This window comes from Pseudomonas sp. LARHCG127 (assembly GCF_052871455.1).
On record NZ_JBIXJT010000004.1, the window covers coordinates 167,747 to 193,614 of the forward strand.

Genomic DNA, 25,868 nt, shown 5'->3' on the forward strand with positions numbered 1-25,868 from the left:
AGGTTCAGAACCGCTGCACCGTCACCGTCCCCGCCGCTCCGGCAGGCCCGGGCTGGCCGTCGGCGCCAGGGCGACCGCTCTTGCCGCCATCCGCGGTATAGACCACGCAGCCCTTGGCCTTGCCGCCCGCCCCAGGCTTGCCGCCGTGTCCCGCCGGGCCACCGGCACCGCCATCCACCGTGACCTTGATCTGCTCGGCAGGATAGGCCCGGGGCAGTTCGAGGCGCACCTGCGCACCGGCGGCGCCCGGCTGGCCATCGCTGCCACTGCTGCCGTCGGCACCGCGACCGGCCGAGCCCCAGGTGCAACCCGGCGCCTGGCCATTGGCACCGTCGAGCCCCACGAAACCCGGTGCACCGGTGCCGCCACGGGCATCCACCGACAACAACGGCCCATTCAACACATTGAAACGCAGGTTGAGATCGCGCCCAGGCCGCGCGGCCTTGGTGTAGGTACCCGGTGCGCCCCGTGAAGTGATCTGGCTGCCCTCAGCCAATTCAGCCCGGGCCACTTTCATTTCCAATGCCTGCTGCGCCGGCACGATGGCGATCCGCGCTTCACGCCCCAGGTGCAATTGGTCGATGGACAGTTCAGCGACATTGGACGGCACCAGCAGCGTGCCGTAATCGGCCACCTCCAGACGTTCCAGGGTCAGTGTGCTGGTGGTGTTGGGCAGGCGCATCAACGAATGGCTTTCGACCTGGAGCACCTGGGCCGAAGCCCACGGGCATACAAGTGCGGCAAGCAGACACAATTTACGCATGGGAAGCCTCTGGCGCGGTCGGGAGGGTTTGCAGATGGAAGATGCCGAACAGCAGCACTCTGAGGCGGTCACGGCCGGGGGCGGCGCGGCCACGGAAACTGGCCCGGAACAACAGCAGTTCCAGCACATGCAGCACCAGCAAAAAAGCACCGGCGAAATTGACCAGCAGATGCAGCGGATGGACGAACGGCACGACCAGATTGACCAGCACCACCAGCCAGAACAGCAGGGTCAGCAAGCGCCCCAGCCCCCAAAACACCTTCATACGCCCCCCTGATGGAGAATTATTCTTTGCGCGCACAGTAACGGCTTGCGCGCCGGATAAGCCAGAGGGCCAGGCAAATTTAATCCAACCCAAGCCCCGGCCGGCCGGATCGCCCTCCCGACGATCCGGCTGCTCTGGCCCGCCGCTCAGCGCTGGAGATGCAATTCGACCCGGCGATTCTGCGCGCGCCCTTCGTCGGTCTCATTGTCGGCCACCGGCTCGCTTTCGCCCTTGCCTTCGCTGGTGAGTTTGTCGGGGGCGAGCCCCTGGGTCAGCAAATACTCCACGACGCTACTGGCGCGACGTTCGGACAGCCCTTGGTTATAGGCGTCGCTGCCGACGCTGTCGGTATGGCCCACCACCCGGATGCTGGCGACATTGGCATGGCTGAGCTTGCCCATCAGCCCATCGAGCTGGCTTCGAGCCTCTGCGGTGAGATCGGATTTGTCGAAATCGAACAGCACCTTGCCCGCGTCGTTGAGGGTAATGACCTCGCTAGTCGGCGCTTGCGGTTCGACCGGTGGCACGCTGGCCGGGTATTGCGGCACCGGGCAACCGTGATGCTCGACCGGTGTATTGGCTGGGGTATCGGGACAACGGTCACGGCGGTCGAACACGCCGTCATCGTCTTCATCGCCATCCTGGGCGTAGCAGATCAAGCCACCGCCCAGCAGCCCCAAAGCGGCCCCACCAGCGGCCCAACCGCTGCTTTCAATGGCCCCCAACCCGCCGCCGACGAGGCCGCCGATCAGGCTACAGATTGGCCAGGTGCGTTGATTGAGGGGTGCGCTGCCGTCGCTGTGAGTGGCGCAACCGGACAACAGACTGCTCGCCAGCAGCACCGGTAAGGCGGCCCTGATTAGAACGTTCATGGTGAAGGCTCCTGTGTCACCGGCCCATACCGGTCACACAGGAGTAAAGACCCGCATCCGCAACTCTACAAGCCGCGGATGCCAAGGGTTTCAACGGTTTATCTTGATCTCCGTGCGGCGGTTCATCGCGCGGCCGTCGGCGGTCTTGTTATCGGCCACAGGCTGGCTCTCACCGGCGCCGGACACCGAGACAAAACTGGACTGCGGCACGCCGTTTTCGACCAGGTATTTCACCACCGAATCGGCTCGCCGCTGCGACAGCTTCTGGTTGTACGCATCGCTGCCAACGCTGTCGGTGTGGCCGGTGACACTCAGTTGCGCGGTGGACGTTTCCTGCTTCAGGCGGGTGGCGACCGTGCTCAGTACATCCTTGTCGGCTGGAGTCAGCGTGGCTTTGTTGAATTCAAAGTGCACATCGCGGATCACGATGGTTTCTTCCTTGACCACGACCGCTTCTTCGACCACCGGCGCCGGCGCGGGCGGCGGGCAACCGTCGGCATCGACCTGCACGCCCTTCGGTGTGCCCGGGCATTTGTCACGGCTGTCCGGCACGCCATCGCCGTCTTCGTCGCCGTCGCCCTTGACCCAGCAATAAGCTGCCGCCATGCCGCCAACGTACAACGCGCCGCCGCCAGCCCAGGAAGTGCTTTCTATGGCGCCCAATCCGGCGCCGATCGCTCCGCCGACAGCCGCACAGGTCGGCCAGTCGGTTTTCTGCAAACCTGCGCAACCAGTCAACACACTGGTTAGCAGAACCAGGGGTAACGCTGTCCGAACTATGCTCATCGGGTTTCTCCTTGAGGGATCGGCTTGGCGCCGATTCAGGGGAGTAAAGACCCGACTTCGAATCTGCGCCAGCCTGAGCAATCGCGGGTTTTCGCCCCGTGTTTACGACGTTTGCGCACATTCCGGGACAAACCGCTCTAGGCCATGATGTCCGGGCAGGCTATCGTGGTGGTTCTGACTGAGGAACTTCGATGACCGTTGCCATTTCTTCGCGTACGCCCCAGCAAGCCCTGGCGGCCGTGCTTGACCGTTATGCCCCCCGAACACTGCTGCTGATCGGTGCCAGCGGCTTTCCCGCACTCGAAGCCTTCCAGCAGGCCCACCCCGACACCGAAGTGGTCCACGCCGGCCCCGGCGCGCTGCCGGCGGACGTCGCGGCGCGCCGTTTTGACCTGGCCCTGGCACTCGATTGCCTGGAGCATTTGCCCAAGCGCGAGGGTCTGAACCTGCTGGGCGGCATCCGCAATCTCAACGCCAGCCGCATCGCCGTGCTGGCCGACCTCACTGCCTGCGGCTGGCAAGAGACGGACTTTTTCTCCCTGGCCCTGCAAGCCAGTGAGCGATTCCAGCGTGACGATCAGGTGCTGACCCTGTTCACCTACGATCTGCTTGAATACAAACAAGTCCCCGACTGGCTCAACTCACGTTTCTGGGCCAACCCGGAAAACTTCGGAAAATATTGGTGGTAACCGTGAACACAAGCTCCCAATCACCCATTTGCCCCTGCGGCAGTGGCAATTCACTGGACGCCTGCTGCGGCCACTACCACGACGGCCACCCGGCGCCCTGCGCCGAAGCCTTGATGCGTTCGCGCTATAGCGCCTATGTGCTGGGCCTGGTGGATTACCTGGTTGCCACCACCCTGCCCGCCCAGCAGCAAGGCCTTGATCGCCAGTCCATCAGCGAGTGGAGCGCCAACAGCACCTGGTTGGGGCTGGAGGTGGAAAGCAGCGAAGTGTTCGGCGGTAAACCGGAACACGCCTTCGTCACGTTCACGGCGCGCTGGCACGATGGCCAGGGCGAGCATAGCCACCGGGAACAGTCCTCGTTCGTGCAGAACGACGGGCGCTGGTACTTCATCGACCCGACCGTGCCGGTGAAGACGGGACGCAACGACGATTGTCCGTGCGGCAGCGGGTACAAATTCAAGAAATGCTGCGCCGGTTACTTCAACCGCTGATTTTTCGGAAACGTCCGACGCCCGTCCATCGGCCCATAGGGCTAGACTGGGGATAAACCAGAGGCACGGACATGACCCTTCCATCCTTCTTGCTGCGCGTCACCTGCCTGCTGCTGCTCTTCGGGTTCGGCGGCTGTGCCTCCTGGCGAGGTGATGAAGCCCCTGAGCCCCAGGTGCACCTGGTCAAGGTCGAGGTGATCCGGGCCCGGCTGGTGGAACAGCGGTTCATGCTGCACTTTCGCGTCGACAACCCCGGCGACAGCGACCTCACCGTTCGTGGCCTGACCTACCGTGTCCACCTGGGCGAGCTGTTGCTGACCGAAGGTGAGCATGAACACTGGTTCACCGTGCGCCCCAGGCACAGCGCCTACTTCAAGGTGCCGGTGCGCACCAACCTGTGGCCGCAAGTGCGGGAAGTGGTGAAGCTGCTGGAGAAACCCCGGAAACAGATCCCCTATCGTCTGGAAGGTGAGCTGGAAACCGGATTATTCATTGCCCACTACGTGCACCTTGAGCGCAATGGCGTGATAATCGCCGCCGATTTAATTGCGGAGTAACCCCGATGACCCAGCAACCCCACGTTCACGGCCCTGATTGCAACCACGATCACGACCATCACCACGATCATGACCACGGCCACGTCCACGGTCCGAACTGCGGCCACGCCCACCAGGAGCCGGTACGCAACGCCCTGAAGGATGTCGGTCGCAACGACCCTTGCCCGTGTGGCAATGGCAAGAAATTCAAGAAGTGCCACGGAGCTTGAGGGGCAGGGCGAAGAAGTTTTTCGCCTGTTAGACCGTCATCGCGAGCAAGCTCGCTCCCACAGTGCTTGCCATTAACCAATCCAGGGTGTGATGGCCTGGAAGCTTTTTGTGGCGAGGGAGCTTGCTCCCGCTGGGGCGCGTAGCGGCCCCAAAAAAGCAATGAGCGCTTCGCACTCAAGCGGGAGCAAGCTCCCTCGCCACGAGACCGTGCCGCTTTCAAAACCCCTGTGGGAGCTTGCTCCGGGGCGGGGCCGGCATCTCCACTGCATATGTATCAGCCCGCCTGCAGAATCCGCTCCACACCCACCACCGTCGCATACTCACCGTGCAAGTTGCCCAGGGACATGGCATGCACCTCGGCCGCCGAACGAGGATTGCCGAAGTAATCGGTCTTGTCGAAGGTAAAGCAGGCGTCCTCGACCACCCAAGTGTCGAACCCCAGGTTGCCGGCCGTGCGGGCCGTGGACTCCACCGAGTTGTGCGTCGCCACGCCGACGATCACCAGTTGCCCGATACCGGCTTCGCGCAGGTCTTGCTCCAGGCGCGTGCCACTGAACGCATCCGGCACCTGTTTTTGCACCAGCCGTTCCCCGGCCATCGGCTCGAACCGCGGCTGGACCTCCACCCCCGACTGCCCCGGCCAGAACACCGAGTCCGGCGAACGGGACAAGTGATGAACGTGAATCACCGGCCGCGCCGTGTGTCGCCAGAAAGCCAGCAATTCCAGCATGCGCAGCTCGGCCTCGGGGTTGTTGCGCGGGCCGAGCCTGGGGTGGAGGATGCCTTTCTGTTGATCGATGAGGATCAGCGCCGCGTCGTGCCGTAGCTCCATGCCGGTTTTCTCTTGCTTGGTCATTGAATGTTCCACACTTGAGCATCACCTCTTCCAACAGGCAAGTCTTCGAGCAAAAGCGCTGACTTGTGGCGAGGGAGCTTGCTCCCGCTCGGTTGCGCAGCAACCGTAAAAACCTGCCAGCCGTTTTTTCCTGACGCACCGTGTCGAATGGTTTTGGGGCCGCTGCGCAGCCCAGCGGGAGCAAGCTCCCTCGCCACAGGTTCACAGTCGTCCTTGAGTGAACAGCAGGGCTTTCATCGCTAAATCAACAAATAACCCTCGCCCCCGCTTGCGCGCCCCCCGCCCGCTCACTAACGTAGCGCCTTTATTGGTGCCACCCCCTCCCGCAGGAGCTTTGCCATGGCCTCGCCAGCCTCTATTTCCCTCGTCCCCCGGCTCGGCGTTGCCGCCGCAGTGGCCAGTGTGCTCGGTTTGAGCGGATGCCAGACCTGGAATGCCCAGGACACTGTCCCGCCGACTTCCGGCGTGCAGCCGCTCAAGGGGCTGGCGCAGAACGTCTCGGTCCGGCGCAATGCAACAGGCATGCCGCTGATCGAAAGCAACAGCTTCCATGACGCCCTGTTCACCCTCGGCTACGTCCACGCCAGCGACCGCATTGCCCAGATGGTCACCCTGCGCCTGCTGGCCCAGGGGCGGTTGGCAGAGATGTCCGGCGCCGAACGGCTGGACGTCGACCGCTACATGCGCGCCGTCAACCTGAAGAAAAACGCCGACGAGCTGTACAAGGCGTCTTCGCCACGGCTCAAGCGCTTCTTTGAAGTCTATGCCCGCGGCGTCAACGCCTACCTGTTCCGCTACCGTGACAAGCTGCCGGCGGACCTGGCCGCCATTGGCTACAAGCCCGAATACTGGAAGCCGGAAGATTCGGCGCTGATGTTCTGCCTGCTGAATTTCAGCCAGTCAGCCAACCTGCCGGAAGAAATCGCCAGCCTCGTGCTGGCCCAGACCGTCAACAACGACAAGCTCGCCTGGCTGAGCCCATCCTATCCGGACGAGCAACTGCCCGTGACCGAGGCCGACAAGCTCCAGGGCCTGCGCCTCAACGGCCAGATCCCAGGCCTGAACGAAATCAGCAAGGCCACCGGCCAGTTGGCCGGGCTGAATCTGTTGGGCGCTGCGTCTGCAAGCAACTGGGCCATCGCGCCGCAACGCAGCCGCAGCGGCAAGAGCTTGTTGGCCAGCGACAGCCATGGGCCGCTGGGCATGCCGGGACTGTGGAGTCCCGTACAGATCCGCGCTCCCAAGTACCAGGCGGCCGGGGTTTCCGTGGCGGGCATCCCAATGATCCTGGCCGGATTCAACGGCAAGGTGGCCTGGAGCATGACCAGCGTGCTGGGAGACAACCAAGACCTGTTCCTGGAAAAAATCCGACGCCAGGGCAACAGCCTGTCCTACGAGATCAACGGCAAATGGCAGCCGGTGATCGTGCGCAACGAAACCTACCTCATCAAAGGCCAGCGACCAATTCGTGAAGCGGTGTTCGAGACCCGCCACGGCCCGTTGCTCAACAGCGCCCAGGGGCCGGCCATGGCCAGCGGCTTTGGCCTGGCCTTGCAGACACCCAGCTTCAGCGACGACAAGACCCTGGATGCCTTCTTCGACCTGTCCCGGGCACAGAACGTCGAGAAAGCCTCCGATGCCAGCCGGGAGATCCGCGCCATGGCGGTGAACCTGGTCTTTGCCGACGCCAGCCATATCGGCTGGCAAGTCACCGGTCGCTACCCGAACCGCCGCGAAGGCGAAGGCCTGTTGCCATCGCCAGGTTGGGACGGTCGCTACGATTGGGACGGTTACGCCGACCCGATGCTGCACCCCTACGATCAAGACCCGGCCCAGGGCTGGCTCGGCACCGCCAACCAACGGGTCATTCCCCATGGCTACGGCATGCAGTTGTCCAATTCCTGGGGCGCACCGGAGCGTGGCGAACGCATGGCCGAATTGGCCAGCGCGGGCAAGCACGACACCCGCAGCCTCACCGCCATGCAATACGACCAGAGCACGACGTTCGCGGCCAAGCTCAAACGCGTCTTCGAAGCCCCGGGCATGACCCAGCCGCTCAAACAGGCGATCGAAGCCTTGCCGGTGGCTGACCGGGCCAAAGCCCGCGAAGCCTATACCCGCTTGATGGCATTCGATGGCCGGCTCAGCCCGACTTCCGCCGACGCGGCGATCTATGGGCTGTTCCTGCAGGAAAGCATGAAGCAGATTTTCCTCGACGAGCTGGGCCCGGACAGCAGCGTGGCGTGGCAGGCGCTGGTCGCCAACGGCCAATTGTCCTACTCGGCCCAGGCCGATCATCTACTGGGGCGCGAAGACAGCCCATTCTGGGACGATGTGCGCACACCGCAGAAAGAAGACAAGGCCGTCATCCTCGCCCGCAGCCTGGCCGCCACCATCAGTGCCGGTGATAGCCAGTTGGGCGGTGACCACAAGGCTTGGCAGTGGGGCCAGTTGCATCGTTATACGTGGAAAAACAGCAACGGCCAGATCGTACGCGGCCCGCTGCCGGCCGGTGGAGACGGCACCACGCTCAACACGGCGGCGTTTGCCTGGGGGCAGGATTTCACCACCACCCTGGCGCCTTCCATGCGCTTTATCGTCGACTTCAGCCAGCCTGAACCGTTGATGATCCAGGACGGCACCGGCCAGTCCGGCAACCCGGTCAGCCCGCACTATGCCAATGGCATCGATCCATGGATCAAGGGGCAATACCAGAATTTGCCGCTGCAATCGCAGAACTTCGATCGAGCCTACGGCAAGACGCGGTTGACCCTGGTGCCTGGCAAGTAACTGCAACCCCGGGCCTGGAGACAGGATTTGTGGCGAGGGAGCTTGCTCCCGCTGGGCTGCGAAGCAGCCCCCTGCATGTCTACAAGCAGACCGCATCAACCGGTTTACGACTGCTGCGCAGCCGAGCGGGAGTAAGCTCCCTCGCCACAGGTCCTGCGTTGTCTGGACTGAAGCCATCGCGAGCTTGCTCGCGATGGCGCCCGTCCATCCTGATGCCGAGCGCGAAAAGTCCGGGCGCTGGGGCGAGGTAAATAGGGTTTAGGTTTTTTGCGTGTGGTGCAAGGGAATTTCGGAAGTTGAGGTGGGGGTTGGCAGCGGGGACGATATTCCCGCTGCCTTGGCCACTAGCCTGCCTTGATTAGTTTTTCGGCAATCCATTGCGCGATTTGCGTAACGACGGCGTTTCCGGCAGCGAAAGCCTCTGCAAGGTTGGCCGCATCCAGTCCGAGGCAAATCCCATCATCTTCAGACGTTCGCTGCCGCTCAGCCATCTGATGCCATCGGTTCGGGTGAGCGATGAAAGTTGTACAGCCCATAGCGATTTGTGAGCCGGCTTTGTTTGCCAATAGAGTATTGGCAGCCCATGCATCCGCGGGCCGTGGCCACGGGATCTTGCCAGACGCTGGAGGTATTGCTTCCACTGGCGCGGCGTCAGCCAGCAGCTCGATGGGGGGCATTCGTCGATGACCTGCGACCAGGAATATGCGACGACGTTGCTGGGGGACTCCGAAATATTGAGCATTAAGCACTCGCCAGCATCCCACATACCCGCATTGCGCAAGGGCCCCGATGACTGTTTCAAAGTCCTGGCTATCATTGATAGCGAGCAGGTTAACGACATTCTCAAGCACCACCCAGCGAGGTTGTGTCTCTTTGAGGATTCGTATGACTTCCCAGAACAGGCCGCTTCGTTGGCCGCGCAGGCCTCGGGTGTCTTTGTTGTTGGGTCTTGAGCCGGCGATGCTGATGTCTTGGCAGGGAAATCCGGCGGTGAGGACGTTGACGGGACTGAGGTTGTGGACGCCGCAGTGGCGGACGTCTTCGAACTGGGTGGCGTGAGGAAATCGATCGGCAAGGACAGCCCGGTTGGTGGGGTTGAGTTCCACTTGCCAGGCGGTTCGGTAGCCTGCGTTTTCGAATCCGACATCAAAACCTCCTATGCCTGCGAACAGGCTTCCAATGGTGGGCTGGGGCATGTCTGCTCTTTTTTGGGCAGATGCTCAGGGCATTCGGATAGGAGGCTCGGGGCCTTCAGGTGATTGAGTGTCCGGCAGCGCGGGCACTTGATTTGTAGATCTATGAAACTGCGGACGGCGGCGAGTTTGCGGTGGCACTCGCCACAGCGGATTTCCTGCATGGTTATGCCTCTTGGATCGCCGGCCAGCCGTGGTCAAGCATGTCGACTGTGTAGGTCCCCTCGGTTAATGCCGTCAGTAGCTGACATTCCCGATCAAAGCAGACCTGGACATGCGCTCGTACGGCGGTGGCGATTTCGATTATCTGAGCTGCCGTTAGCGTGACCGGACCGTTTAGTGCTTTCCAAACGCACACGTAAGTGGGGTCCATAACGGCAGATAACGCCGCAGCGGTGATTAACGCTTGGCTGTCTCGGCTGGTATCGATATTCACGCTGTTTGCGGTGATGCCTGCTGTTTCGTGTTGGTAGCGCCGACTGGCAATTTGTGCGGCAAGGTCGATTGGCGTTTTTGGTTTTACAGTGAATAATCCATCCGCATACTGCATGCCTGGCTGTGTGTCGTCAGGACATGCTATCCAGTTTAGTGACGGGGGGAACCGGTCCTGCGGGTCGATACTTGTCATCTCTGCAACTGTCGCGTTTTCTATGCGGGCCCACATGCTCGTCACCATTGAATTGTTACCTGTCCATCTGCGCCGTCAGGGGCGGAGCTGACGATGCGTCCTCCGCCTCCTTGCCCCGGCGTCATCGGCTTACGGCTGTCATCTGCAGTAGAGGTTGATTCACCGCCCCCGCCTGCGCCCCCATGGAAGCTATTATTACTGGCGGTGCCGGAGGAGTGACCCGCTGTTCCGATGCTATGATTCTCGTCTCCTCCTAAACCTCTCCCACCGTAGGGTGCTTTGCCGTCAATAACACCACCCCCGCCGCCCATCGCCGCTATAGCAGTGCCAAATGATGAAGTGCCACCAGAGGTGCCCGCGCCCCCATCAACTAAAGCGCCAATACCGCCCGCGCCTACAGTGACGATCACTGAGGCTTTGTCACCGACGTCATAAAACTTTCGGGCTAATCCTCCACCGGCCCCACCTGAGGGACCTGGAGGTGTTGTAGATCGCGCACCGCCGCCACCGGCACCGATGACTTCCACCCACACTTTGGTCACTCCAGAAGGTACGTCCCAGGTGTAGACCCCCGGCACTTTATAGACCTGCCGACCACGGAACGGGAACATGGCTGCGAGTGTCTTAGGCGTCACGATTGCGCGGTTGTCGGTGCCGGCTCTGACCATGGTGGACGTTGCGATCCGCGCGATACCTGGGATACTTGTGGTCGCCTGGATGACTTTGGCGCCGATCGCTTGGAACACTCGGAGAGCGTTCATGGGCTTGTTGGTCTCGACGCCTTTTTCTGCTTCCTCCTGGCTGGCAAAGCTAATGCCGGAGCCGTCCAGGAAAGACTCTATTTTTTTCTTTAGCCAGCTCGTTCGGTTCGCCAATTGCTTGGCTTGTTGATTCGATACGCCGTCCGGCCCGCCTAGAACAGGATCGGAGGTTTCTAGTTGGTAAACACCTTGCGCCCATTCCTGGGACTCGGGTAACTCGGCCATTAACTGCTCCCATGGTTGTATTGGCCGTCGTAGCGCGCGACTGCGTTGTAGCGGATGGCGACGGATTGATAGTCGAGCGACACCAGGCGACAGCGCGCTGGGGCGACCGAAAGAAGTAAGCGGCGCACAAGCACCGCTTGATCGTTGGTGATGACGCGTTTTAGAACGACCCGGTACAGCGGCCAGGTGGAAGGCTCGGTGCTTGGCTGCGCGTGTATCCCTTCCAAAAGGATGACTTCGCCGAAGCCCAGTAGGCGGATGACTTCGCGGATGGCCCAAGGCGTGCCTTTGAAACGGTGCAGTTCACCGGCACCTTTAATCAACTTGCGTTTGGCTTCTTCGGACTCGGCCAGTTGCCAGGCGGCTTCGTCTAGCAGTGAGAATTGGTCGGCCAGGATCGGGAGCAGCGAGGGTTTAACCAGATCGATCAAATAGACCAACATCAGGTTGAGGTCGAGCTCATCCAAGGTTTGGTTAAGCAGCTCACACAGCAGCATGAAACGTTCGTCGCCGGCCAATGGCGGCGGCAGTGGGTGGTCAGTCATGTGCCACCCCGGCGTCGATCAGTTGTATCTCTGAGCAGTTTGCCCACTCATTACCCTGCAATTCCTGTGGGACTGCCGGCAGCAATAGATGAGCGCGGTATACACCGGTGACTTGAAGCAATGCGGTGAGCTGTTCAGGCACTAAATCGCGACCGAGGTTGGCGCGGCATTCGTCGGCATAGGCCTGGGCGGCAGCCTTCGCGGTGGCCATGGCGACGCTTCGGTCGGCATGGGCATAAAACGTGATGTTTGCCTTGATTGGATAGACGACCTCGACGGGTGACAGCGCGCTGACCGTGTCGCATAGGGGGCGGATTTTTTCGCCGCTGATCTGGTTCTCGATGCGTTGGAGTAGATCGTCTGTCGGCAAGCCCGAGGTGGTGAGTGGGAACAGTGCGACGTGGCCGTCTGGCTGACCTTCGTCTGGGCCCTGCACGGCGACATCGACGATGGATTGGTGCACCGCCAGGGTGTGGTAACGATAGGCTGCGCGGCTGCCCGCGTTACTAAAGGCTTCGGGAGCCAAGATGATGCGCTCGCGGTAGCGTTCATCGTTTTCATCTTCGGCGCCGTGGGCGGTGACCGTCGTGTTGCTTGCGGTCATGCCCAGCGCTGGAGAGTTGCCGAGGACGCTGATCTGTCCGGCGGTCCAGCCGTTGCCGTGTTCGCCCACGGTCGTGCTGGTTGCGGTGACGGTGACTTGGCTTTGACCGATAGCCATCACTACGTCTCGATCAGTGATGAAAGTGAGCTTGGCATCTTGGGTGCTGACCCGAGTGCCGATTGGGATCAGTAGCGGCTGCGTTACCACTGCAGGCATGGTGAAGCGTACGGTGCAGCGGGCGGCCTGGGCCAGCAACCTAGGCGTGGCGACCAGCTCACCGAGATAGTCGAGGATCGGGCCACGGGCGAATCGCACCAGCAGTTGTTCACCGGCATGCTGGATGCTCATCTGCAACCGGGACACCGCGTAGGCAATCTGGTCGATGTACAGCCGTTCTATTTGGGCGGGGTACAAGGTTTTGCGCGACTTCTGTTCATAGCGGGCGATGAGCTGAGCTTCCAGCGCGGCGGGGTCTATTTTGATGAATTCGGGTTTAGGCAACTCGCGCATAGGGCACCTCGGTCAACTGCTGTATTTCACCGGCTACGCGCCATTGCACGCGCACGGTGATTTGCGCCGTGTGGATCTGGATTTGCACTTGGGCTACCGAGACGCGGGGTTCCCATTGGCGAATCGCGTCAACGGCTTCGCGCACCAAGTGCGGTGTGACGCGGTTAGTGGGCCAATCGAGGTACAGGTGCAGGTTGCTGCCAAACTCTGGGCGATGAGGATCGCTGTTTTTGGGCGTGCAGAGGATGATGCGGATGGCCTGGTCGATATCGCGCAAGCCCTCAACTACCTCGCCGGAGGTTCCTAGGGTGGGCTGCCAGTGGGCGGCGGTGATGCTGGTGTGGGGAATGGGCTTCGTCATGAGCCCATGATGGGCGACCTAATTGATGGCCGCTTTTAATCAGGTTTAGAGATGCGGTGTGGGCCGCCAATGAGGCAAAATTCTCAAAATATCGAAAGGAGTCGCTTCTGTGCCAGGCATTTCAAATAAAACAATGCGCCAGTTAGTAAAAGAGTTCTGGATTCCTTTCCTTGCCGCTGCTGTATGGACCGGTTACGCGGTTTGGGAGCAGCCGCTTACGGTAAAAAGCGTCATCGCGGCCTTCGGGCCATCGTTCTTTCTGGCTAGCTGGATGACCGGCCAGATATTCCGGGTCCGCAAGCAAGCGGGTGTGGAGTCGAGCCTGACAAATGTCGAGAGCCGTCTTGAGAACGTGGTGACCCAACTTGAAGCCAAATCGCTACAAATGATTAACCATGTGACGGGCGGAGACAGCTTTTGTTTTCTCATGCCATTCAGAACCATAGGCAATAATGCCTCTTGGCTGGCCTTACATTCCGGGGACTACCCGCTGTATCAAGTGAATGTAAGAATTCTTGACTTGGAGGCGATGGTTAACACACCTCAATATCGTCCCGATGACGATGCTGGGTACGCGCAGTATCTGAATATAGGAGACATGCCGTGTGGCTCCAGATTGATGTACGAGGGAGCTGATCTTCGTGAGAGCGGTGATCGCAGCTTTAATATTTTTATCAACGCCCGAAATGGGCGAATCTTCCAAGAGGTCCGTTTCAAACGCGTGGAGGATGGAATGGCCGTCGCCTATCGAGTGAAAAGGAACGACATTCTTTTGGAAGAGGTTATCCCTCCTCAACTTTTGGATGAGGAAGGCCGTTTCGACTGGGCGGGACCGCCTTTCAGCTTCGATATGAGTAAAGATCCGAATACACCTAATTCTCCATTGCGTTCGGCGACGATATGATACGGCCTCTCGCCTGTCGGATGCTTTTTCAGGGCGCCTGTGGGATTGTGACGCTGGCGTCCACAAAAATGTATAGGGGAAACCTTTGGAATTACTGAAAGTAATCAAAGCTGAATGGGCAGTCATCGCTATGGCTCCCTTCTCCTTTTTGATTCTAGCGGCCCTGATGTTTGGAGCTGCCTATTTCATAGCCTGCTGGCGGTACACGGCGGTTATCGAGCAGGTGAAAGCCACTAGCGAAACGCTCAAGGAGCGCCTGCACCTGCGCTCAGAGCAGACTGAGGCTTACCGAGAGAAAGCGGCCAAGTACGATGAAAAGCTTGCGGAGGTCGTCGACTCTGGGGAGACGGAGTTAAGGGATAGGACGCTAAAACTGGTGGCTGATCTTAGGGAGTTTATCGGACGCTTTCGGCGTCTTGAGAGCTCAGCCCTTGATAGCCGATGGTTTGGTGCCAATCAAGAGGGTTCAGAGCAGGAGCAGCGTTGGAGGTGGGATGAATACACCCGTATGGTGCTCAACAGTACATACGAACGCAACGATGAGTATGACCGTCGGTTCAAAATTGAAGCAACAATGTTACGCGACGAATTGCTTAGTCGGTTACCAAACTATGAGTCTGAAAACCAAGGCGCATTTTCATATGAGCGGCCAACCAACTTTTTTGGCTTCAGTTTTGTGGCTGATGATCTTGAGAGAATGGCAAAGGCCCTCTAAGGCCCAGTTTCAATGATCGTGATGGTTTGAATTTCCGCCCACGTCCATGACAGTACCTTTTACATCAACGGAGCCATCAACATTCAAATTCCCGCTCAACCGCAGATCGCCCTTTAACACGATCTGCGGAACATCGAACAGTGCCGAAGGCGCTTTCACCACCACCGGCTCACCCGACTCAACGGTGATGTTGCGCCCACACTTCACAATCAAAGCCCCCACGCAATCCAGTCTCATCACCCCCGTCTTACGGTCATAAGTCGAAACCGTCCCATCACTAAACCGCACAAAATCGGTGTCTTCATCCGCAACCGGCGGCGGTTCGGCAGTTGAATAAATGCCGCCCAGGTACATACCACCCACCCCATCCGCATCAAGCAACACCGCAACCTGTTCGCCCAATTCGGGCATGAGTGGGCGGCGCTTTGTGCCTTGGGTATTGCGCTGGGGAATGTTGAGCCAATAGGTCTGCAGGCCGTCGCGGTCGTCCAGGCGGACGCGGATGCGGCAGCTTAGATAGTCGATGGCGCTGACTTCGCCGTAGGCCAGTTCGATGCTCATGGGGTTGGCTCTTGGTGGGGGGGGCGGACGCGGCAGACGTGTTTGTCGACGGTGTAGCCGCCGGTACGGATGATGCGGTGGTGGGATGAGGTGATGAGGTAGTGGCCGCCGAGTTGGCCGGCGGCGGCCAGGACGATGACATTACCGCTGACCAGGTTGGGTTGGCCCATGGCCGTCCAGCTACCGGTGGTGCGTTCGCGGTTGGCTTTGGCGCGTTCGGCGTTGGCTTTGGCTTTGGCCGCTTCGGTTGAGGCGCTGCGTTGGCGGCTTTTTTGGGTGTCGCCGCTGGTGGTGGTTTTGCTGAGGCTGCTGGGCGCGGCGACGGTTTCGCCGTTCTCGATCTTGTAGGTGATCAGTTGTTTGCTGGTGGGGTCTTGGTGTTTGAGCTCGATGGCTTGGGGGACGTCTTTTATTTGGTCGCGCAGGTTCACATGGCTTAAGTCCTGGAGTATCAGCGTGGCTACTGGCGCGGTGTTGGTCAGTTCGCTGATGGCATGGAAGACCATGCGCTGGCCGTTGATCTTGAATGCATAGTCATATTCGGCAGCCAGATTGCGCAGGAAGGTCAGGTCGGCGTCTTGCTGGGTTATACGGTCGAGCGGGATCGGCTGGATGTTGCCGATCAGCTGTAGGCCTTGGCGCGTGGCGATCTGCTGGGCGATGGCGGCCAGTGTGGTGTTTTCGTAGGCGTAATGCTGTGTGGTGCGCAGCGCTGCTTTGATGCCGGTGGCCAAGCCATGCAGCGTGATGGTCGAGGGTGGGCAGTTGAGTTCGATTTCGTCGATTTCGAAACGGCCGAGGGCGCGCAGGGGCTGGCCTTCCCAGCCGATGGACAGTGCCAAGCTGTCGCCGTGGCCTGGGTACCATTGATCGCGCCATTTGCCTTGGGTGTCTTCCAGCTCGACCGCCAAGCTGTCGGCCTTCCCGGTGAGGAAATCGGTGTAGGACAAGGACAGCAAGTGCTGGCTGACGTTACGGGTGATGTTGCGCTGCTGATAGGTCAGTACAAAGCGCGCCTGTGGCACCTGCTGGGGAATCATCGCATCCATGGCGGGAGGTCTTCTGTGGTGGGCAGTGGTTGCAATACGGGAATGGCAAGTGTCAGCCCCGCCGGCAATGTGGCGCTGATGGGAACGTGGGGGTTGGCCTGGACGATGGGTAAATAACGGTGAGCGTCGCCGTAATACCGCCAGGCCAGTTGGTCCCAGCGTTCGCCTTCGGTGGTGATATGGGCAATGAACATCAGCCCCTCCGGGTCAGGATTTGTGCGGCCAAGGTCGCCAGTCGGGTGTTGGCACCGTCCATTTGGCTGACGGCTTGGTCGAGGGCGTCTCGGGATGCAGAAAAACGCTCGACGAGGTTGCTCAGGTCCACGGGGTTCAGGCTGGCGCGTGCGCCCAGGACATCGCCTAGCACCTGTTCGCCCAGGCGCGATAAATCGGCACCGTTGTGAAGCAGTCCTGCGGTAGTGGCTAACCCTTGCAGCGGTTCAATGACCTGCGCTGTTTTACCGAGTAACTGCGGGACCTGTTCCAGAATCAGGGTGGCGTTACGGCTCTGGATCGTGTGGTAAAAATTTTGGCCTGCCTTGAGCACCGTGGCGGCGGTTTTCGCGTGAGCGACCACCTTTTGCAGGGCGCTGGGCGATGGCTTTATGTGAGAGATCAAACCCGGTGAGCCGATGGTGGCGGCTGACGTACCGCTAAGGGCGTCGTCAAGTAAGCCGGGGCGCAGGGCTTTGCGCGTGAAGGCGCCGGTGTATTCCTTCAGGCTTAGTTGCACGGTGGCGGCTTTGACCTGCCCGGTGGCCGTGGCGCGCCGCAGTGTGTGGCTGATGTTGCTGATGACATAGGCCCCCAGGTATTCACCGCTGCCCATGACGAACGCCAACGGCTGGTGTTGGCTTTTGGCTAAGCGCAATGCCCGCAAACGTTCTTCGGGGTCGCCGAGTAGCGGGTGCAATTCAATGGTCAGGTGGTATTCATCCAGGCCTTCACCCATCCATTCCAGTAACGGCTTGCCTTGGATGCGCGCATGTTCGGCCCAGTCGGCCGAGCCGCTGTGTTCTATGCCGCTGATGCCGCCCGCAACGGTGAATTCGATATCGCCCAAGATGGCAAACATTAGGCGGTGACCTCATTGGCGGGGCCGTAGCTGTGGCGGCGTTTGTCGTGTAGATAGCGCTCCATTAACCGCACCCATTCGGCATAAGTGGCGTGTAAGCCCTGGTTGATTTGCTCCATGCCGGCACCGCTGGGCACGTTGATTTGGGGCGAGAAATGGAAGGTCATGGGCCCCACGGACTCAGAGGCGGCGGACTTCGCGCCAGCGGCGCCTAGCATGCTGGCCCGGGTCACCTGAGCCGGATTGGGCGGCGCGATGCCGACCGCGCTTTGTGCGGCCATGCTTAGCGCCGCCTGGCGGACCAACCCCGACTGAGCCTTGATGCCCAGGGCCGCGCCTTCGCTGATGTTGGCGCCGTAACCGATGAAGACCCGGCTGGGCGACTCAATGCCCAGGGTTTCGGTGAACCAATCTTTAACGGATGCACCAATGCCCACGACGCTGTCTTTGAGGGCGCCGGCCATGTTGCCGATGCCGTTGACCAGTCCCGTGACGAGCAGGCCGCCGAACTCGGTGAACGTGCCCGGTAGCTCAATGCCGAAGTAATTCATGACGCCGGCGAAGGCCCGGTAAAACAAACCCAGCGGCGAGAAGTTGAGCAGTACCGCGAGAATGCCAGACAGGCCGCCGTCGAAGCCTGCGCGGACTTCGCTCCAGAGGCCGGTAAAGAAGGTTTTGATCGGTGCCCAATGGCGATAGATCAAGTAGGCCGCCAGGGCGATGCCGGTGATCGCCAACCCAATGGGGTTGAGCATCAGGGCACGGCCGAGCCAAAGGACGGCTTGCCCGGCGAGCTTCAATCCGACCCACAACGTACCGCCCAGCATCTTGCCCAGGTGCAGCGCACCACGGGCGACCTTGAGCAGGCCCGCGCCGGAACGGCGTAATCCTGTGATGAGCGGCGTGAACTTACCCATCTGCCACATTGCGCGAAACATCGCCCACTTGGCGGACAGCGTGGTGACGGTGGTGGTCAGGGCCACGAACGGCGCCATGACCAGGTGGGCGCCATAGGCCACGCCGATAAAGGCCAGTTTGCCGAGCAACAAACCACCGACCAGGCCGACCACGCCGCGAATGACGTCCGGGTGCTGCTCTGCCCAAGCCGAGAACGAACGCATGAGCGGCACCACGGCGCGGCTGACGTCGACGATGGCGGGCAGCAGCGCGCTGCCGACCGAAAGGCCTACATCGGTCAGGTTATTGCGCAGCTCTTTCAATTGCTCTTTGGAGCTGCCCATGCGCTTGGCCCAGTCCCGATCCAGCACGCCTTGGTCGGCGGCGTTTTTGCTGCCTTGTTCGATGCTGGCCAGATCCTTTTGATTCGCCAATGCCGGCCGAACAAAGGACAACACCTGTTGGTCGGCGAACAAGGCGCCGAGCTTATACGCTTCGTCGAGCCGAGCCAGGGCCATGGCCCGTTCTTGCTCATCCTTGATGTCCAGCGCCTTACCGTACTCGGCCGCCGCGGTCGGGGCCTTTTTGCCCAAGTGCGCGGTGAGGATGTTGAGCATGGCCTGTGCCGGGGACAGGCCTTCGCTGACCAGGTTTTTCATGCTGCCCTTGAGATCGATGCCGACTTTTTCAAAGGCCTTGAGCGTTTCTGGCGCAGTGATTTTTGAGAGGAAGTTCTTGTAGTTGTTGGCGGCTTCATCGTTGCTGCCGGCACCGCGACGGGCGATCTGCAAGGAGGCGCCGATCTCTGCCACGGCGCGCTCGCCGGTAATGCCCAAGGCTGCGAATTGGGGCGTGAGCTGTGGCAGCCACTTGGCCATGTCGGCCAGTTCGAACTGGCCGCTTTTACCGGCAAAGGCCAGCATGTTCATGGAGCGTTCAAGGCCCGCGGCGCCAATGCCCAAGTTGTCGTTGAGCGCGATGGCGACCGAACCCAAGTCTTTCATGCTGGCGCGGGTGGCGGTGGCGGCTTTAGCCATGACCGGGGCGTACGCGGTGAGCTCTTTCAGGCTGTCGATGCCGCCTGCGATGAGGATGGCGGTGCCGTTGGCGACCTCGGTTTGGGTCTGGTTCCACCTGAGCGCCGCGCCACGCATCGCCAGGCTCAGGCGCTGCTCTTGCGCCGGGTTGAAGCCGCCGGTGATGGCGATGTCGCGGGTCTGGTCCTGGAAATCGACGGCGGTATTGAATGACCGCAGCACGGGGGCGCCCAACGCTACGCCGGTACCGATGACCTCCATGGCCTGGCCACGTAGCTCACGCCGTTGGTTCTTGAGGGCTGCACCGCGCTCGATGCTGGCGGTGAGGCGGTCTTGCTTGGCTTTGAGTTGGTCGATGGTGTTGCCCAGCGCATCGTACTGGCGGCGCAACTGCACAAGACCGGTGCCGCCACGTGCCAAGGACGCCGATAGCGCATTACCGACGGCCTGCTGCTTAACCGCAAGGCCATCAGTGGCCCGCCCGAGCTGCTGCACGGTGGATTTGGCTGTGCCGAAGGCCGCGTTGAAACTGCCTGAAACAACCCCGCCGATTTTTAACCCCAATAGGACTTCATTCGCCATCGATCTTGCTACGCTTTGGGCATGTTAGAAAAAATCGCGCTACGCACCGCCCACATCGTTTACGCACTGGCCCTCGGCGCCGGTGTGGTCTGGCTTGCCTGGCTGTGCCTGGTGCATTTTCCGTTGTGGGCGGCGGTGTTGGCGTTCTGTTTTGGGCTGCCGCTGCTGGCCTTGGCCGCTGCCCCTTTGGCGGCGGGCGGCGCGTTGCTGGCGGGGCTGGTGGTGGGTGTTGTGGCGCTGATCAGCCACTGGCTTCGTCGGCCAGTTCGAGCCGGCGATCGATCTCACGCTGACACACCTCTACCCAGCGCCAGTACTCCACCAATTCGAGCTGGGCGATCTCAGAGGGCTGCATCCTGAGTACCAGCAACAACGCTTCGTCCCAGGAGTGCAGCAAGGTCACGTGCGGCTGCCATTTCCCGCAACACCTCGGTGGCTAGCCGGGAGTCGGCGATGTCGAATTCGCCCAGGTCTTCGAGTGTGATGCCCAGCATCTTGGCCACCAGTTGATCTTCCATGGCGCCTTCGTCTTTGGTCACCGCTTGCGCCGCGGTGATGTCTTTACGTTTGAGGCGTTTGATGGGCAGCGTTGAGATCTGCTCACCACTGGCGCTGGTGAACGGAAAATTGAGGGTAAAGGTCAGTGCATCGGTCATCGTTTTGCTCCAGGTCGATCGGTGAGATCGGTTGCTCTTTGGTTGAGCCCTGATGATGACGGTGCGAGTGGATACTGGCTTTTAATCGGATTTAAAGAGAGGATTCAGGCTGCTTTGGAAGACGGTAACCAGACCCGCTACACAAGGAGAAATGGAATTATGAGTGAGTCGAACAAAGAAAAATTTAATGATTTGATCGCTCAGATAATGAGCAAACTAATCGATGCTTGTCCTACGCCTATTGGCTTGGGCGCGGAGGATTTCGGCTTTCCGAAAGGCCGTCTGGATCCTCACGAGGGGTATTACGTTGAAACGCCTGAGGAGTTATTTCTAAACGACTGCGTACGGTGGCTCAAAGATGAAGAGCTTATCCGAGGGAACTCGGAATACGTGGTAACCGGCCACGGCCTGGAAGTGTTCGATAGCCTGCCCGCCTGCCTGAACATGCGTTGATGACCGGCGATCATTCCCGTCGCGGCGGGAATGGTTCACCCTTGCCACGATCGGAGACCGGATGGAAGACGAAATCACACTTGAAATTGACGGCGTGCAGCATACCGCTCTGTACAGCGTGTTCAATGACACCTTGACGGTATCGCTGCCTGACGGAAGCCAACGCTCCACCGAGCTTCGTGGGCTTAGCCCAGTCAGTGCCGCGAGGGTTCACCTGCGTGCTTACATTGGCCGCGTTGCTGAACAGAAGAAGCAAGAGACCTTGTAGTTCTTGCTGTCTGTTTTGTTGTGAGGGCGCTTGCGGCGCCCCCGCAACATTACCTGGCGACTACCCAGGTAGCCTGTGGTTATCCAGTACTCGATTGACCGCTAACTCACCCAACATGATGACCCGTTGCAGCACCAGCATCGTTTGGCGTCTTGGGCCGTCCGTCAAATCGGTGAGGTCGCTGACCAACACGCTGGCGGATGCCAAGGATTCGCACGCCTCAACGAGCAACGTTTCGTCATCCACCGCTGCGTCGATGGTGAAGATCGTGCTGGGCTTGCGGGGCTGTATCTGCGTTTTCGTTGCCCCGGGGTTCAGGTAATGCTTGAGCGCGCGGTCTGCCGCCTCTTTCAACCTTTCGGGGTCGAGAGAGTCGCCGTAGAGTACCGAATCGATATCCGGGGGGTTGGGGGTTACTTTGAACATAGTTAACAATTCCTACATTGGAGCTGCAACCGTTCTCGACTAAAAGAAGGGTGGCGGCTGTACGCAGGTTAGTCGACCGGTAGGAATTGGTAAAACCCGGCGCGCCCGAGGACGCCCTGCGCACAACCACCATTTAGTGCAGGCATATAAATGACCTGACTGAACGGTGCTCAAGCACCTTACCAAACCTGATGGGCGACTAAACCCGACCACTGATGGGCAGTGGCAGGTCAACGATAGAGGCCCGGGGCAAAGCGCACAAGCCAGCGGATTCTGACGCATGCGTAAGTAAGGACGCAAGGTCTCGTAGCCTTTAGGGCGTAATGTGGAGTGTATTTAAACGTGTCGCGCTGGATATGTTTACGGCAATTAAACGGGGCGACTTTTCTTTGTTACTTCCTGGGACTGTATTGTTGTAAATACAGCGTCTTATGGGGCGCTTCGGGCTCATCGATATTAAACGAGATTCTGCCGTAGATAATACGCTGGCGGATGCTTTGAGGAATTTGCCTACATCTGACCGCAGCAACAACGTGCATTCTCGGCCGAAGGCTTGAGGTTGGAGGCGATTGTTTTGGGCGACTGGCTTCAGCCCTCGACCGCTTTTGATGGGCTTTGAAGATGCTTGGCGGAGGGAGGCAGCTGTACGAGGTCACCGGCTGAAAGATCGCGCTCAATGCAGTGGGTTGAACCCCGCATAGCTACCATAAAGCTCTGGCGGCTAAAAAGATGGCACTGTACGCCGGTGTGGACCGGGGATTTGCAATGCCGGAGTGCCCAGGGGGCCCGGCGTACAGCGCCATCAACATCGGGCGGAGCGACCTGTTCCTTCATCAGAGGCACCTTAAGTACTACTGCAGGCCGCTCTGCCCGGTCACCGCGAGCGGTGACGAGGGATAAGATACCGGTGGAGCTGTGGAAGTGCTGCCAGGGGATTCTGTGGTGGTTGTAGGTAATGGCGCTGGGGGTTGTAGCCCTTTGAAAGACTCCTACCCCTAAAAGGTATCGTCCTCAACATTGCGAACGGACTCACCGCTAAATGGCTGCTAATCTTCAGCGTCCCGGTGTCTAGCGTAATGAGGCTCAGATTTGGCTCAGCTCCCAGTTACGAATGACATCCAAGCCAGCGTCGATCCCATCAATGCTGAGATATTTGAAGTCTTACGCGATGCGAAAGTACTTGCTCGACGCTACTACCGGTTAACGGGCAAGCCGTTAGGTATTACCGGTGAGGTGGCTGAATACGAAGCCGCGACCAAGCTTGGCCTGGATCTACATTGCGCCAGAAAGGCCGGTTACGACGCCACCGAAATCAGAAACGGCGGCCCTGTACATATCCAGATCAAAGGCCGGTGCGTGGTGACTCAGGCCAAGATATCCGGCCGATTGGGTTCTATTGATTTGGCGCAACCCTTCGACACGGTGCTGTTGGTGTTGCTTGACTCTGATTTCGACGCTTTTGCTATGTACGAGGCCAGTCGTGATGCGGTGGTTACTGCCCTGACTAAGCCGGGGTCAAAAGCCCGGAATGAGCGTGGCTCGTTAGGGATTAGGCAGTTCATAGCGATTAGTTCGCAGCGCTGGCTGCGTCAGTAGTGATCACCCCCTGCTCGGATGCGCCGAACACTTGTAGCAATTCCATCAGGACGACGATATGAGCATTGAGCAGCAATGGGAGAATCTACTGACACCTGCGGTGATGCAGGAGCGATTGATTGCTATATCGCTTTACATAACAGCCTTTGAAATGCTGAAGGACTCCATCGTTCGTCGTTTAAAGGATTTTTATTGCATCGATTTTACTGCTGGCGAAATAGCCACATCCCCAGAATACGACCTTAAAGTTCTAAAGCTTAGTAAAAGCCCCCTATATGCATCATTAATATGGCTGAAGAATATAGGGGCGATTGATCAGGATGATATTGAAGACTTTGAGCGACTCAAACAACTACGCAACTCGTTAGCTCATGAGATGCCTGAGATCGTGTTGGTCGGAAAAGATCTCGCGCTTTCGGAAAAAATGCAGGAAATCATGAGCTTGATGCGGAAGGTCGAGGTCTGGTGGGTTATTAATGTCGAGATCGAAACTGATCCAGATTTTGATGGGCGAAATGTCAATCCCGACCAGATCACACCTGGCCCCCTCCTCATGTTGCAGATCATGATGGAGGTGCTCTCTGGAAACGAAGAACTAAGAGAGCACTATAAAGGCGGTAGGCCAACCTCACCGGTGGAATAGGCCCGTCTCTTTGTCCATGTCGCGGCCACGCGTCCTAGTCAATACTATGGCCCGAGGAAGTGATAGGGACTGTGGACGTTTCCCTGTAGTGTCCTGCTCCTCTTCTTGGCCCAACTGGAGGCCGTTCAAGAGTTCTTCCGGCAGCGAAGAGTCTGGGTGTTCTCGCTGAAGCGACAATAAAACCTCCCTAAGCCAAGCACGCATCTGAGCCGCCCCCTGCCCGGATGAACCCGATAGAAGCGTTGAGATAGGTGTACCAATGAGGTTTTGTTCCAACGCGTCCCCAAATTGATGCAGACAGCACGTTCCTGTCATTTCGTCATGGGTTCCAACAACACGAATTTGCAGTAATGGAGCTCTCCATAGAAGCGTCCCGGATGGGCTGGCATTGTTATGGAGCGGAGTGAGACCGTCTGCCACCAAATATGCAAAGTCAAAACTTGTGCCGACTGGGTAAAAGACTCCAAATGTACCTACAGATGAAAGAAGCGCACCAGAAAGCAGATTGGACGGTGGGTAAAAAAATCTTGACGCAGAGCTTATATATGGGCGATTGGAAAGCAAATCCCATTGTTCCAGGTTTGCACGAAAACTATAAGGAGCTGCCGTTGAAAAGGCTTGATGACATCGCAGCACGTTATCCGTGACTTTTGCTTGATTGAAAGTAATTCGGGCGGCGCCAGGATCACTTATCGGATAATTGATGATCATTACATCACATAATTCGCAGCGAGGGACCGCCCGTCCAGCACCCCGACGTTCGTTAAACGTAACTTGATATCGGTTACCATGATACTCTTTCGCGAGCGCATCAGTTCCCAGTGCATTAAAGGCGCTAATAAAAGCTCGGAAAAGGTCTACTTCTTTCTTTAAACCCAGCGATCTTATGAGAAAATCGTTTTGTAATTTTGGGCCAATCATCACGGGTTTCTCGCCTCTACTATCAGTCCTTGATGAGTATTATATTGCCATTATTTCTGGCCAGAGGTAAACCTTTTGAAGGCATTTAGTCCGGATTGGCTCAGCCAGAATGATTTTAGGTAGGTGGAAGCAGGCACGTCTGGTTCGGTTACGCCCCTCCATTCTGCTTGGAAAGGCGTTCAATCAGAGCCTGCAGGTAAGTCACCGCTCTTACTACCGATTGCGAGGACTTGTCCAGCTGCCCTAGGAGGTTTTATATTAAGAATCGCTAGGCACGACAGTTACTTTCGTAACACCTAGCTCTGTTAGCGTTGCATCCAGCCTTCTAAGATAGCTAACCGTAGATTTATCATAGTGCTGAAGCAGATCCCGGGCATATTGTTCGGTGCCACTCTTAGATTGTATTGCGTCGAATAGCTCTCCGGCCTTTCTGTCTTCAATGTCCTGATTAATGACATCTTGTTTTAATGTTGCAAGTCGGGCATAACATTCGATCTGGCCGGAGAGTTTTTCTATATCATAATTTTTTTCGTCTCCTGGTGGCGAGCACGGATTAGGGGAGGAAAGATTGTTCACAGGGTGAATGTCGATTTCATCGATATGGACTAGCTCATCTGCCATATTTTTGCCAAAGTAACGCGATAGCTTAAAATGTTCGGCGATCAGGTGCTGACGCCAACCGCGTTGGAATTGCATGTATTCATGCCACGGCCCTTTAGAGAACTCCCCCCAGCCTTTCTGATCCGTTTCTTTTAATAACTTATCCAGCGCATTGTAGCCGTCATACAACAGACGGCTGGTTTCTTGAGCCGTGACTTGGGCGCCATCCAAAAATTTTGCTCTGTCCGCTCGCTCATCCTGGCGAGCTTGTTGGCAGCTCGTGCCTGCAAGGGTTATAGCAGCAGTGAGCAGTGAAACCGCGAGCGTCTGCGACCACGTCAAATCAGCCATCAGTGATTATCCTATTTTAAGAAATTCA

General features: G+C 58.8%; 32 protein-coding genes. 12 read left to right on the forward strand and 20 right to left on the reverse strand.

Translation table 11 applies throughout. From position 1 onward, the window contains the following. Positions 1–4: 4 nt before the first annotated feature. From ACIPQ1_RS08885 to ACIPQ1_RS08900, 4 genes are all read right to left on the reverse strand, one after another. Positions 5–763: a collagen-like protein gene (locus ACIPQ1_RS08885; protein WP_446533961.1), complete on the reverse strand. Its 759-nt coding sequence runs from the start codon at positions 761–763 to the stop codon at positions 5–7. Then, positions 756–1,028 (reverse strand): DUF1145 domain-containing protein, encoded by a 273-nt coding sequence (locus ACIPQ1_RS08890; RefSeq protein ID WP_186708429.1) that lies wholly within the window; start codon positions 1,026–1,028, stop codon positions 756–758. The genes ACIPQ1_RS08885 and ACIPQ1_RS08890 overlap by 8 nt, the downstream gene beginning before the upstream one ends. A gap of 146 nt (positions 1,029–1,174) precedes the next feature. Further along, entirely contained in the window at positions 1,175–1,900 is a 726-nt protein-coding gene (locus ACIPQ1_RS08895) for an OmpA family protein (RefSeq protein ID WP_434705183.1), read from the reverse strand. 90 nt (positions 1,901–1,990) lie between these two features. Next, positions 1,991–2,686, reverse strand: coding sequence for an OmpA family protein (locus tag ACIPQ1_RS08900; RefSeq protein WP_186708425.1), 696 nt, complete (start codon positions 2,684–2,686; stop codon positions 1,991–1,993). Between the two features lie 191 nt (positions 2,687–2,877). On the opposite strand from ACIPQ1_RS08900, the gene ACIPQ1_RS08905 reads away from it, so the two are divergent. The 4 genes from ACIPQ1_RS08905 (at position 2,878) to ACIPQ1_RS08920 (ending at position 4,632) form a co-directional block, all read left to right on the forward strand. After that, the gene (locus tag ACIPQ1_RS08905; RefSeq protein ID WP_250965792.1) at positions 2,878–3,375 is read left to right on the forward strand and encodes a DUF6231 family protein; all 498 of its coding nucleotides are present in this window, start codon (positions 2,878–2,880) and stop codon (positions 3,373–3,375) included. Positions 3,376–3,377: 2 nt separating this feature from the next. Beyond that, on the forward strand, positions 3,378–3,866 hold the full coding sequence (locus tag ACIPQ1_RS08910; protein WP_186708421.1) for a YchJ family protein: 489 nt from the start codon (positions 3,378–3,380) through the stop codon (positions 3,864–3,866). A gap of 71 nt (positions 3,867–3,937) precedes the next feature. After that, positions 3,938–4,423, forward strand: a complete 486-nt coding sequence (locus ACIPQ1_RS08915; protein ID WP_446533962.1) for an LEA type 2 family protein — start codon at positions 3,938–3,940, stop codon at positions 4,421–4,423. 5 nt (positions 4,424–4,428) lie between these two features. Then, positions 4,429–4,632 (forward strand): SEC-C metal-binding domain-containing protein, encoded by a 204-nt coding sequence (locus tag ACIPQ1_RS08920; protein ID WP_003198420.1) that lies wholly within the window; start codon positions 4,429–4,431, stop codon positions 4,630–4,632. Positions 4,633–4,907: 275 nt separating this feature from the next. Here ACIPQ1_RS08920 and ACIPQ1_RS08925 read toward each other — a convergent pair whose 3' ends face one another. Then, entirely contained in the window at positions 4,908–5,465 is a 558-nt protein-coding gene (locus tag ACIPQ1_RS08925; protein ID WP_446534044.1) for a cysteine hydrolase family protein, read from the reverse strand. A 363-nt stretch (positions 5,466–5,828) separates the two neighbouring features. Here ACIPQ1_RS08925 and ACIPQ1_RS08930 point away from each other — a divergent pair, with 363 nt between their 5' ends. Further along, on the forward strand, positions 5,829–8,279 hold the full coding sequence (locus tag ACIPQ1_RS08930) for a penicillin acylase family protein (RefSeq protein WP_446533963.1): 2,451 nt from the start codon (positions 5,829–5,831) through the stop codon (positions 8,277–8,279). Positions 8,280–8,623: 344 nt separating this feature from the next. Here ACIPQ1_RS08930 and ACIPQ1_RS08935 read toward each other — a convergent pair whose 3' ends face one another. Genes ACIPQ1_RS08935 through ACIPQ1_RS08965 form a run of 7 tightly spaced genes read right to left on the reverse strand, consistent with a single transcriptional unit; the run spans position 8,624 to position 13,106 of the window. Further along, a complete protein-coding gene (locus ACIPQ1_RS08935) occupies positions 8,624–9,475 on the reverse strand; it encodes a DNA cytosine methyltransferase (protein ID WP_446533964.1) in 852 nt (283 codons plus the stop codon). Further along, entirely contained in the window at positions 9,436–9,636 is a 201-nt protein-coding gene (locus ACIPQ1_RS08940) for a Com family DNA-binding transcriptional regulator (RefSeq protein WP_431480806.1), read from the reverse strand. The genes ACIPQ1_RS08935 and ACIPQ1_RS08940 overlap by 40 nt, the downstream gene beginning before the upstream one ends. Before the next feature lie 2 nt (positions 9,637–9,638). Next, positions 9,639–10,136 (reverse strand): DUF4376 domain-containing protein, encoded by a 498-nt coding sequence (locus ACIPQ1_RS08945; RefSeq protein WP_446533965.1) that lies wholly within the window; start codon positions 10,134–10,136, stop codon positions 9,639–9,641. 5 nt (positions 10,137–10,141) lie between these two features. Beyond that, positions 10,142–11,086, reverse strand: a complete 945-nt coding sequence (locus tag ACIPQ1_RS08950) for a glycine-rich domain-containing protein (protein ID WP_446533966.1) — start codon at positions 11,084–11,086, stop codon at positions 10,142–10,144. Continuing rightward, positions 11,086–11,631, reverse strand: a complete 546-nt coding sequence (locus ACIPQ1_RS08955; protein ID WP_446533967.1) for a phage tail protein I — start codon at positions 11,629–11,631, stop codon at positions 11,086–11,088. The genes ACIPQ1_RS08950 and ACIPQ1_RS08955 overlap by 1 nt, the downstream gene beginning before the upstream one ends. Next, on the reverse strand, positions 11,624–12,745 hold the full coding sequence (locus ACIPQ1_RS08960) for a baseplate assembly protein (protein WP_446533968.1): 1,122 nt from the start codon (positions 12,743–12,745) through the stop codon (positions 11,624–11,626). The genes ACIPQ1_RS08955 and ACIPQ1_RS08960 overlap by 8 nt, the downstream gene beginning before the upstream one ends. Continuing rightward, on the reverse strand, positions 12,729–13,106 hold the full coding sequence (locus ACIPQ1_RS08965) for a GPW/gp25 family protein (RefSeq protein WP_446533969.1): 378 nt from the start codon (positions 13,104–13,106) through the stop codon (positions 12,729–12,731). Before ACIPQ1_RS08965 ends, ACIPQ1_RS08960 begins: the two co-directional genes overlap by 17 nt. A 109-nt stretch (positions 13,107–13,215) precedes the next feature. Between ACIPQ1_RS08965 and ACIPQ1_RS08970 the strand changes: the two genes are divergently transcribed. Then, positions 13,216–14,010: a hypothetical protein gene (locus tag ACIPQ1_RS08970; protein WP_446533970.1), complete on the forward strand. Its 795-nt coding sequence runs from the start codon at positions 13,216–13,218 to the stop codon at positions 14,008–14,010. 85 nt (positions 14,011–14,095) lie between these two features. Further along, positions 14,096–14,725: a hypothetical protein gene (locus ACIPQ1_RS08975; protein WP_446533971.1), complete on the forward strand. Its 630-nt coding sequence runs from the start codon at positions 14,096–14,098 to the stop codon at positions 14,723–14,725. A 9-nt stretch (positions 14,726–14,734) separates the two neighbouring features. Here the strand turns inward: ACIPQ1_RS08975 and ACIPQ1_RS08980 are convergent, their stop codons facing one another. From ACIPQ1_RS08980 to ACIPQ1_RS09005, 6 genes are all read right to left on the reverse strand, one after another. Next, positions 14,735–15,286: a phage baseplate assembly protein V gene (locus ACIPQ1_RS08980; protein ID WP_446533972.1), complete on the reverse strand. Its 552-nt coding sequence runs from the start codon at positions 15,284–15,286 to the stop codon at positions 14,735–14,737. Then, positions 15,283–16,335, reverse strand: a complete 1,053-nt coding sequence (locus ACIPQ1_RS08985; RefSeq protein ID WP_446533973.1) for a phage late control D family protein — start codon at positions 16,333–16,335, stop codon at positions 15,283–15,285. The genes ACIPQ1_RS08980 and ACIPQ1_RS08985 overlap by 4 nt, the downstream gene beginning before the upstream one ends. After that, positions 16,323–16,529 (reverse strand): tail protein X, encoded by a 207-nt coding sequence (locus ACIPQ1_RS08990; protein ID WP_030132023.1) that lies wholly within the window; start codon positions 16,527–16,529, stop codon positions 16,323–16,325. Before ACIPQ1_RS08990 ends, ACIPQ1_RS08985 begins: the two co-directional genes overlap by 13 nt. After that, the gene (locus tag ACIPQ1_RS08995; RefSeq protein ID WP_446533974.1) at positions 16,529–17,410 is read right to left on the reverse strand and encodes a phage tail protein; all 882 of its coding nucleotides are present in this window, start codon (positions 17,408–17,410) and stop codon (positions 16,529–16,531) included. The genes ACIPQ1_RS08990 and ACIPQ1_RS08995 overlap by 1 nt, the downstream gene beginning before the upstream one ends. Continuing rightward, complete coding sequence (locus tag ACIPQ1_RS09000; RefSeq protein WP_446533975.1) at positions 17,410–19,926, reverse strand: phage tail tape measure protein; 2,517 nt, start codon at positions 19,924–19,926, stop codon at positions 17,410–17,412. Before ACIPQ1_RS09000 ends, ACIPQ1_RS08995 begins: the two co-directional genes overlap by 1 nt. A 341-nt stretch (positions 19,927–20,267) precedes the next feature. Next, positions 20,268–20,582 (reverse strand): phage tail assembly protein, encoded by a 315-nt coding sequence (locus ACIPQ1_RS09005; RefSeq protein ID WP_446533976.1) that lies wholly within the window; start codon positions 20,580–20,582, stop codon positions 20,268–20,270. A 159-nt stretch (positions 20,583–20,741) separates the two neighbouring features. Between ACIPQ1_RS09005 and ACIPQ1_RS09010 the strand changes: the two genes are divergently transcribed. Both ACIPQ1_RS09010 and ACIPQ1_RS09015 read left to right on the forward strand, forming a co-directional pair. Beyond that, positions 20,742–21,035 carry a hypothetical protein gene (locus ACIPQ1_RS09010; protein WP_411387082.1) on the forward strand — a complete coding sequence of 98 codons (294 nt, stop codon included), beginning with the start codon at positions 20,742–20,744 and terminating at the stop codon, positions 21,033–21,035. Between the two features lie 61 nt (positions 21,036–21,096). Next, the gene (locus ACIPQ1_RS09015) at positions 21,097–21,303 is read left to right on the forward strand and encodes a hypothetical protein (RefSeq protein WP_411387083.1); all 207 of its coding nucleotides are present in this window, start codon (positions 21,097–21,099) and stop codon (positions 21,301–21,303) included. Between the two features lie 60 nt (positions 21,304–21,363). Here the strand turns inward: ACIPQ1_RS09015 and ACIPQ1_RS09020 are convergent, their stop codons facing one another. Next, the gene (locus tag ACIPQ1_RS09020) at positions 21,364–21,729 is read right to left on the reverse strand and encodes a DUF6124 family protein (protein ID WP_411387084.1); all 366 of its coding nucleotides are present in this window, start codon (positions 21,727–21,729) and stop codon (positions 21,364–21,366) included. Between the two features lie 1,089 nt (positions 21,730–22,818). Here ACIPQ1_RS09020 and ACIPQ1_RS09025 point away from each other — a divergent pair. The 3 genes from ACIPQ1_RS09025 to ACIPQ1_RS09035 all read left to right on the forward strand — a co-directional run bounded on the left by ACIPQ1_RS09025 (position 22,819) and on the right by ACIPQ1_RS09035 (position 24,615). Further along, positions 22,819–23,325, forward strand: a complete 507-nt coding sequence (locus tag ACIPQ1_RS09025) for a hypothetical protein (RefSeq protein WP_411387085.1) — start codon at positions 22,819–22,821, stop codon at positions 23,323–23,325. A 58-nt stretch (positions 23,326–23,383) separates the two neighbouring features. After that, positions 23,384–23,968, forward strand: coding sequence for a hypothetical protein (locus tag ACIPQ1_RS09030; protein WP_411387086.1), 585 nt, complete (start codon positions 23,384–23,386; stop codon positions 23,966–23,968). Between the two features lie 479 nt (positions 23,969–24,447). Next, complete coding sequence (locus ACIPQ1_RS09035) at positions 24,448–24,615, forward strand: hypothetical protein (RefSeq protein WP_411387087.1); 168 nt, start codon at positions 24,448–24,450, stop codon at positions 24,613–24,615. A 532-nt stretch (positions 24,616–25,147) separates the two neighbouring features. Here the strand turns inward: ACIPQ1_RS09035 and ACIPQ1_RS09040 are convergent. Continuing rightward, positions 25,148–25,840, reverse strand: coding sequence for a hypothetical protein (locus tag ACIPQ1_RS09040; RefSeq protein WP_411387088.1), 693 nt, complete (start codon positions 25,838–25,840; stop codon positions 25,148–25,150). Positions 25,841–25,868 lie beyond the last annotated feature (28 nt).

Excerpts from the sequence above, each read along its gene's own strand:
- ACIPQ1_RS08885 (WP_446533961.1), bottom strand. The coding sequence starts at position 763 with ATGCGTAAATTGTGTCTGCTTGCCGCACTTGTATGCCCGTGGGCTTCG.
- ACIPQ1_RS08890 (WP_186708429.1), bottom strand. The coding sequence starts at position 1,028 with ATGAAGGTGTTTTGGGGGCTGGGGCGCTTGCTGACCCTGCTGTTCTGG.
- ACIPQ1_RS08895 (WP_434705183.1), bottom strand. The coding sequence starts at position 1,900 with ATGAACGTTCTAATCAGGGCCGCCTTACCGGTGCTGCTGGCGAGCAGT.
- ACIPQ1_RS08900 (WP_186708425.1), bottom strand. The coding sequence starts at position 2,686 with ATGAGCATAGTTCGGACAGCGTTACCCCTGGTTCTGCTAACCAGTGTG.
- ACIPQ1_RS08905 (WP_250965792.1), top strand. The coding sequence starts at position 2,878 with ATGACCGTTGCCATTTCTTCGCGTACGCCCCAGCAAGCCCTGGCGGCC.
- ACIPQ1_RS08915 (WP_446533962.1), top strand. The coding sequence starts at position 3,938 with ATGACCCTTCCATCCTTCTTGCTGCGCGTCACCTGCCTGCTGCTGCTC.
- ACIPQ1_RS08920 (WP_003198420.1), top strand. The coding sequence starts at position 4,429 with ATGACCCAGCAACCCCACGTTCACGGCCCTGATTGCAACCACGATCAC.
- ACIPQ1_RS08925 (WP_446534044.1), bottom strand. The coding sequence starts at position 5,465 with ATGGAGCTACGGCACGACGCGGCGCTGATCCTCATCGATCAACAGAAA.
- ACIPQ1_RS08930 (WP_446533963.1), top strand. The coding sequence starts at position 5,829 with ATGGCCTCGCCAGCCTCTATTTCCCTCGTCCCCCGGCTCGGCGTTGCC.
- ACIPQ1_RS08935 (WP_446533964.1), bottom strand. The coding sequence starts at position 9,475 with ATGCCCCAGCCCACCATTGGAAGCCTGTTCGCAGGCATAGGAGGTTTT.
- ACIPQ1_RS08940 (WP_431480806.1), bottom strand. The coding sequence starts at position 9,636 with ATGCAGGAAATCCGCTGTGGCGAGTGCCACCGCAAACTCGCCGCCGTC.
- ACIPQ1_RS08945 (WP_446533965.1), bottom strand. The coding sequence starts at position 10,136 with ATGTGGGCCCGCATAGAAAACGCGACAGTTGCAGAGATGACAAGTATC.
- ACIPQ1_RS08950 (WP_446533966.1), bottom strand. The coding sequence starts at position 11,086 with ATGGCCGAGTTACCCGAGTCCCAGGAATGGGCGCAAGGTGTTTACCAA.
- ACIPQ1_RS08955 (WP_446533967.1), bottom strand. The coding sequence starts at position 11,631 with ATGACTGACCACCCACTGCCGCCGCCATTGGCCGGCGACGAACGTTTC.
- ACIPQ1_RS08960 (WP_446533968.1), bottom strand. The coding sequence starts at position 12,745 with ATGCGCGAGTTGCCTAAACCCGAATTCATCAAAATAGACCCCGCCGCG.
- ACIPQ1_RS08965 (WP_446533969.1), bottom strand. The coding sequence starts at position 13,106 with ATGACGAAGCCCATTCCCCACACCAGCATCACCGCCGCCCACTGGCAG.
- ACIPQ1_RS08980 (WP_446533972.1), bottom strand. The coding sequence starts at position 15,286 with ATGAGCATCGAACTGGCCTACGGCGAAGTCAGCGCCATCGACTATCTA.
- ACIPQ1_RS08985 (WP_446533973.1), bottom strand. The coding sequence starts at position 16,335 with ATGGATGCGATGATTCCCCAGCAGGTGCCACAGGCGCGCTTTGTACTG.
- ACIPQ1_RS08990 (WP_030132023.1), bottom strand. The coding sequence starts at position 16,529 with ATGTTCATTGCCCATATCACCACCGAAGGCGAACGCTGGGACCAACTG.
- ACIPQ1_RS08995 (WP_446533974.1), bottom strand. The coding sequence starts at position 17,410 with ATGTTTGCCATCTTGGGCGATATCGAATTCACCGTTGCGGGCGGCATC.
- ACIPQ1_RS09000 (WP_446533975.1), bottom strand. The coding sequence starts at position 19,926 with ATGGCGAATGAAGTCCTATTGGGGTTAAAAATCGGCGGGGTTGTTTCA.
- ACIPQ1_RS09005 (WP_446533976.1), bottom strand. The coding sequence starts at position 20,582 with ATGACCGATGCACTGACCTTTACCCTCAATTTTCCGTTCACCAGCGCC.
- ACIPQ1_RS09010 (WP_411387082.1), top strand. The coding sequence starts at position 20,742 with ATGAGTGAGTCGAACAAAGAAAAATTTAATGATTTGATCGCTCAGATA.
- ACIPQ1_RS09015 (WP_411387083.1), top strand. The coding sequence starts at position 21,097 with ATGGAAGACGAAATCACACTTGAAATTGACGGCGTGCAGCATACCGCT.
- ACIPQ1_RS09020 (WP_411387084.1), bottom strand. The coding sequence starts at position 21,729 with ATGTTCAAAGTAACCCCCAACCCCCCGGATATCGATTCGGTACTCTAC.
- ACIPQ1_RS09030 (WP_411387086.1), top strand. The coding sequence starts at position 23,384 with ATGAGCATTGAGCAGCAATGGGAGAATCTACTGACACCTGCGGTGATG.
- ACIPQ1_RS09035 (WP_411387087.1), top strand. The coding sequence starts at position 24,448 with ATGAAAGAAGCGCACCAGAAAGCAGATTGGACGGTGGGTAAAAAAATC.
- ACIPQ1_RS09040 (WP_411387088.1), bottom strand. The coding sequence starts at position 25,840 with ATGGCTGATTTGACGTGGTCGCAGACGCTCGCGGTTTCACTGCTCACT.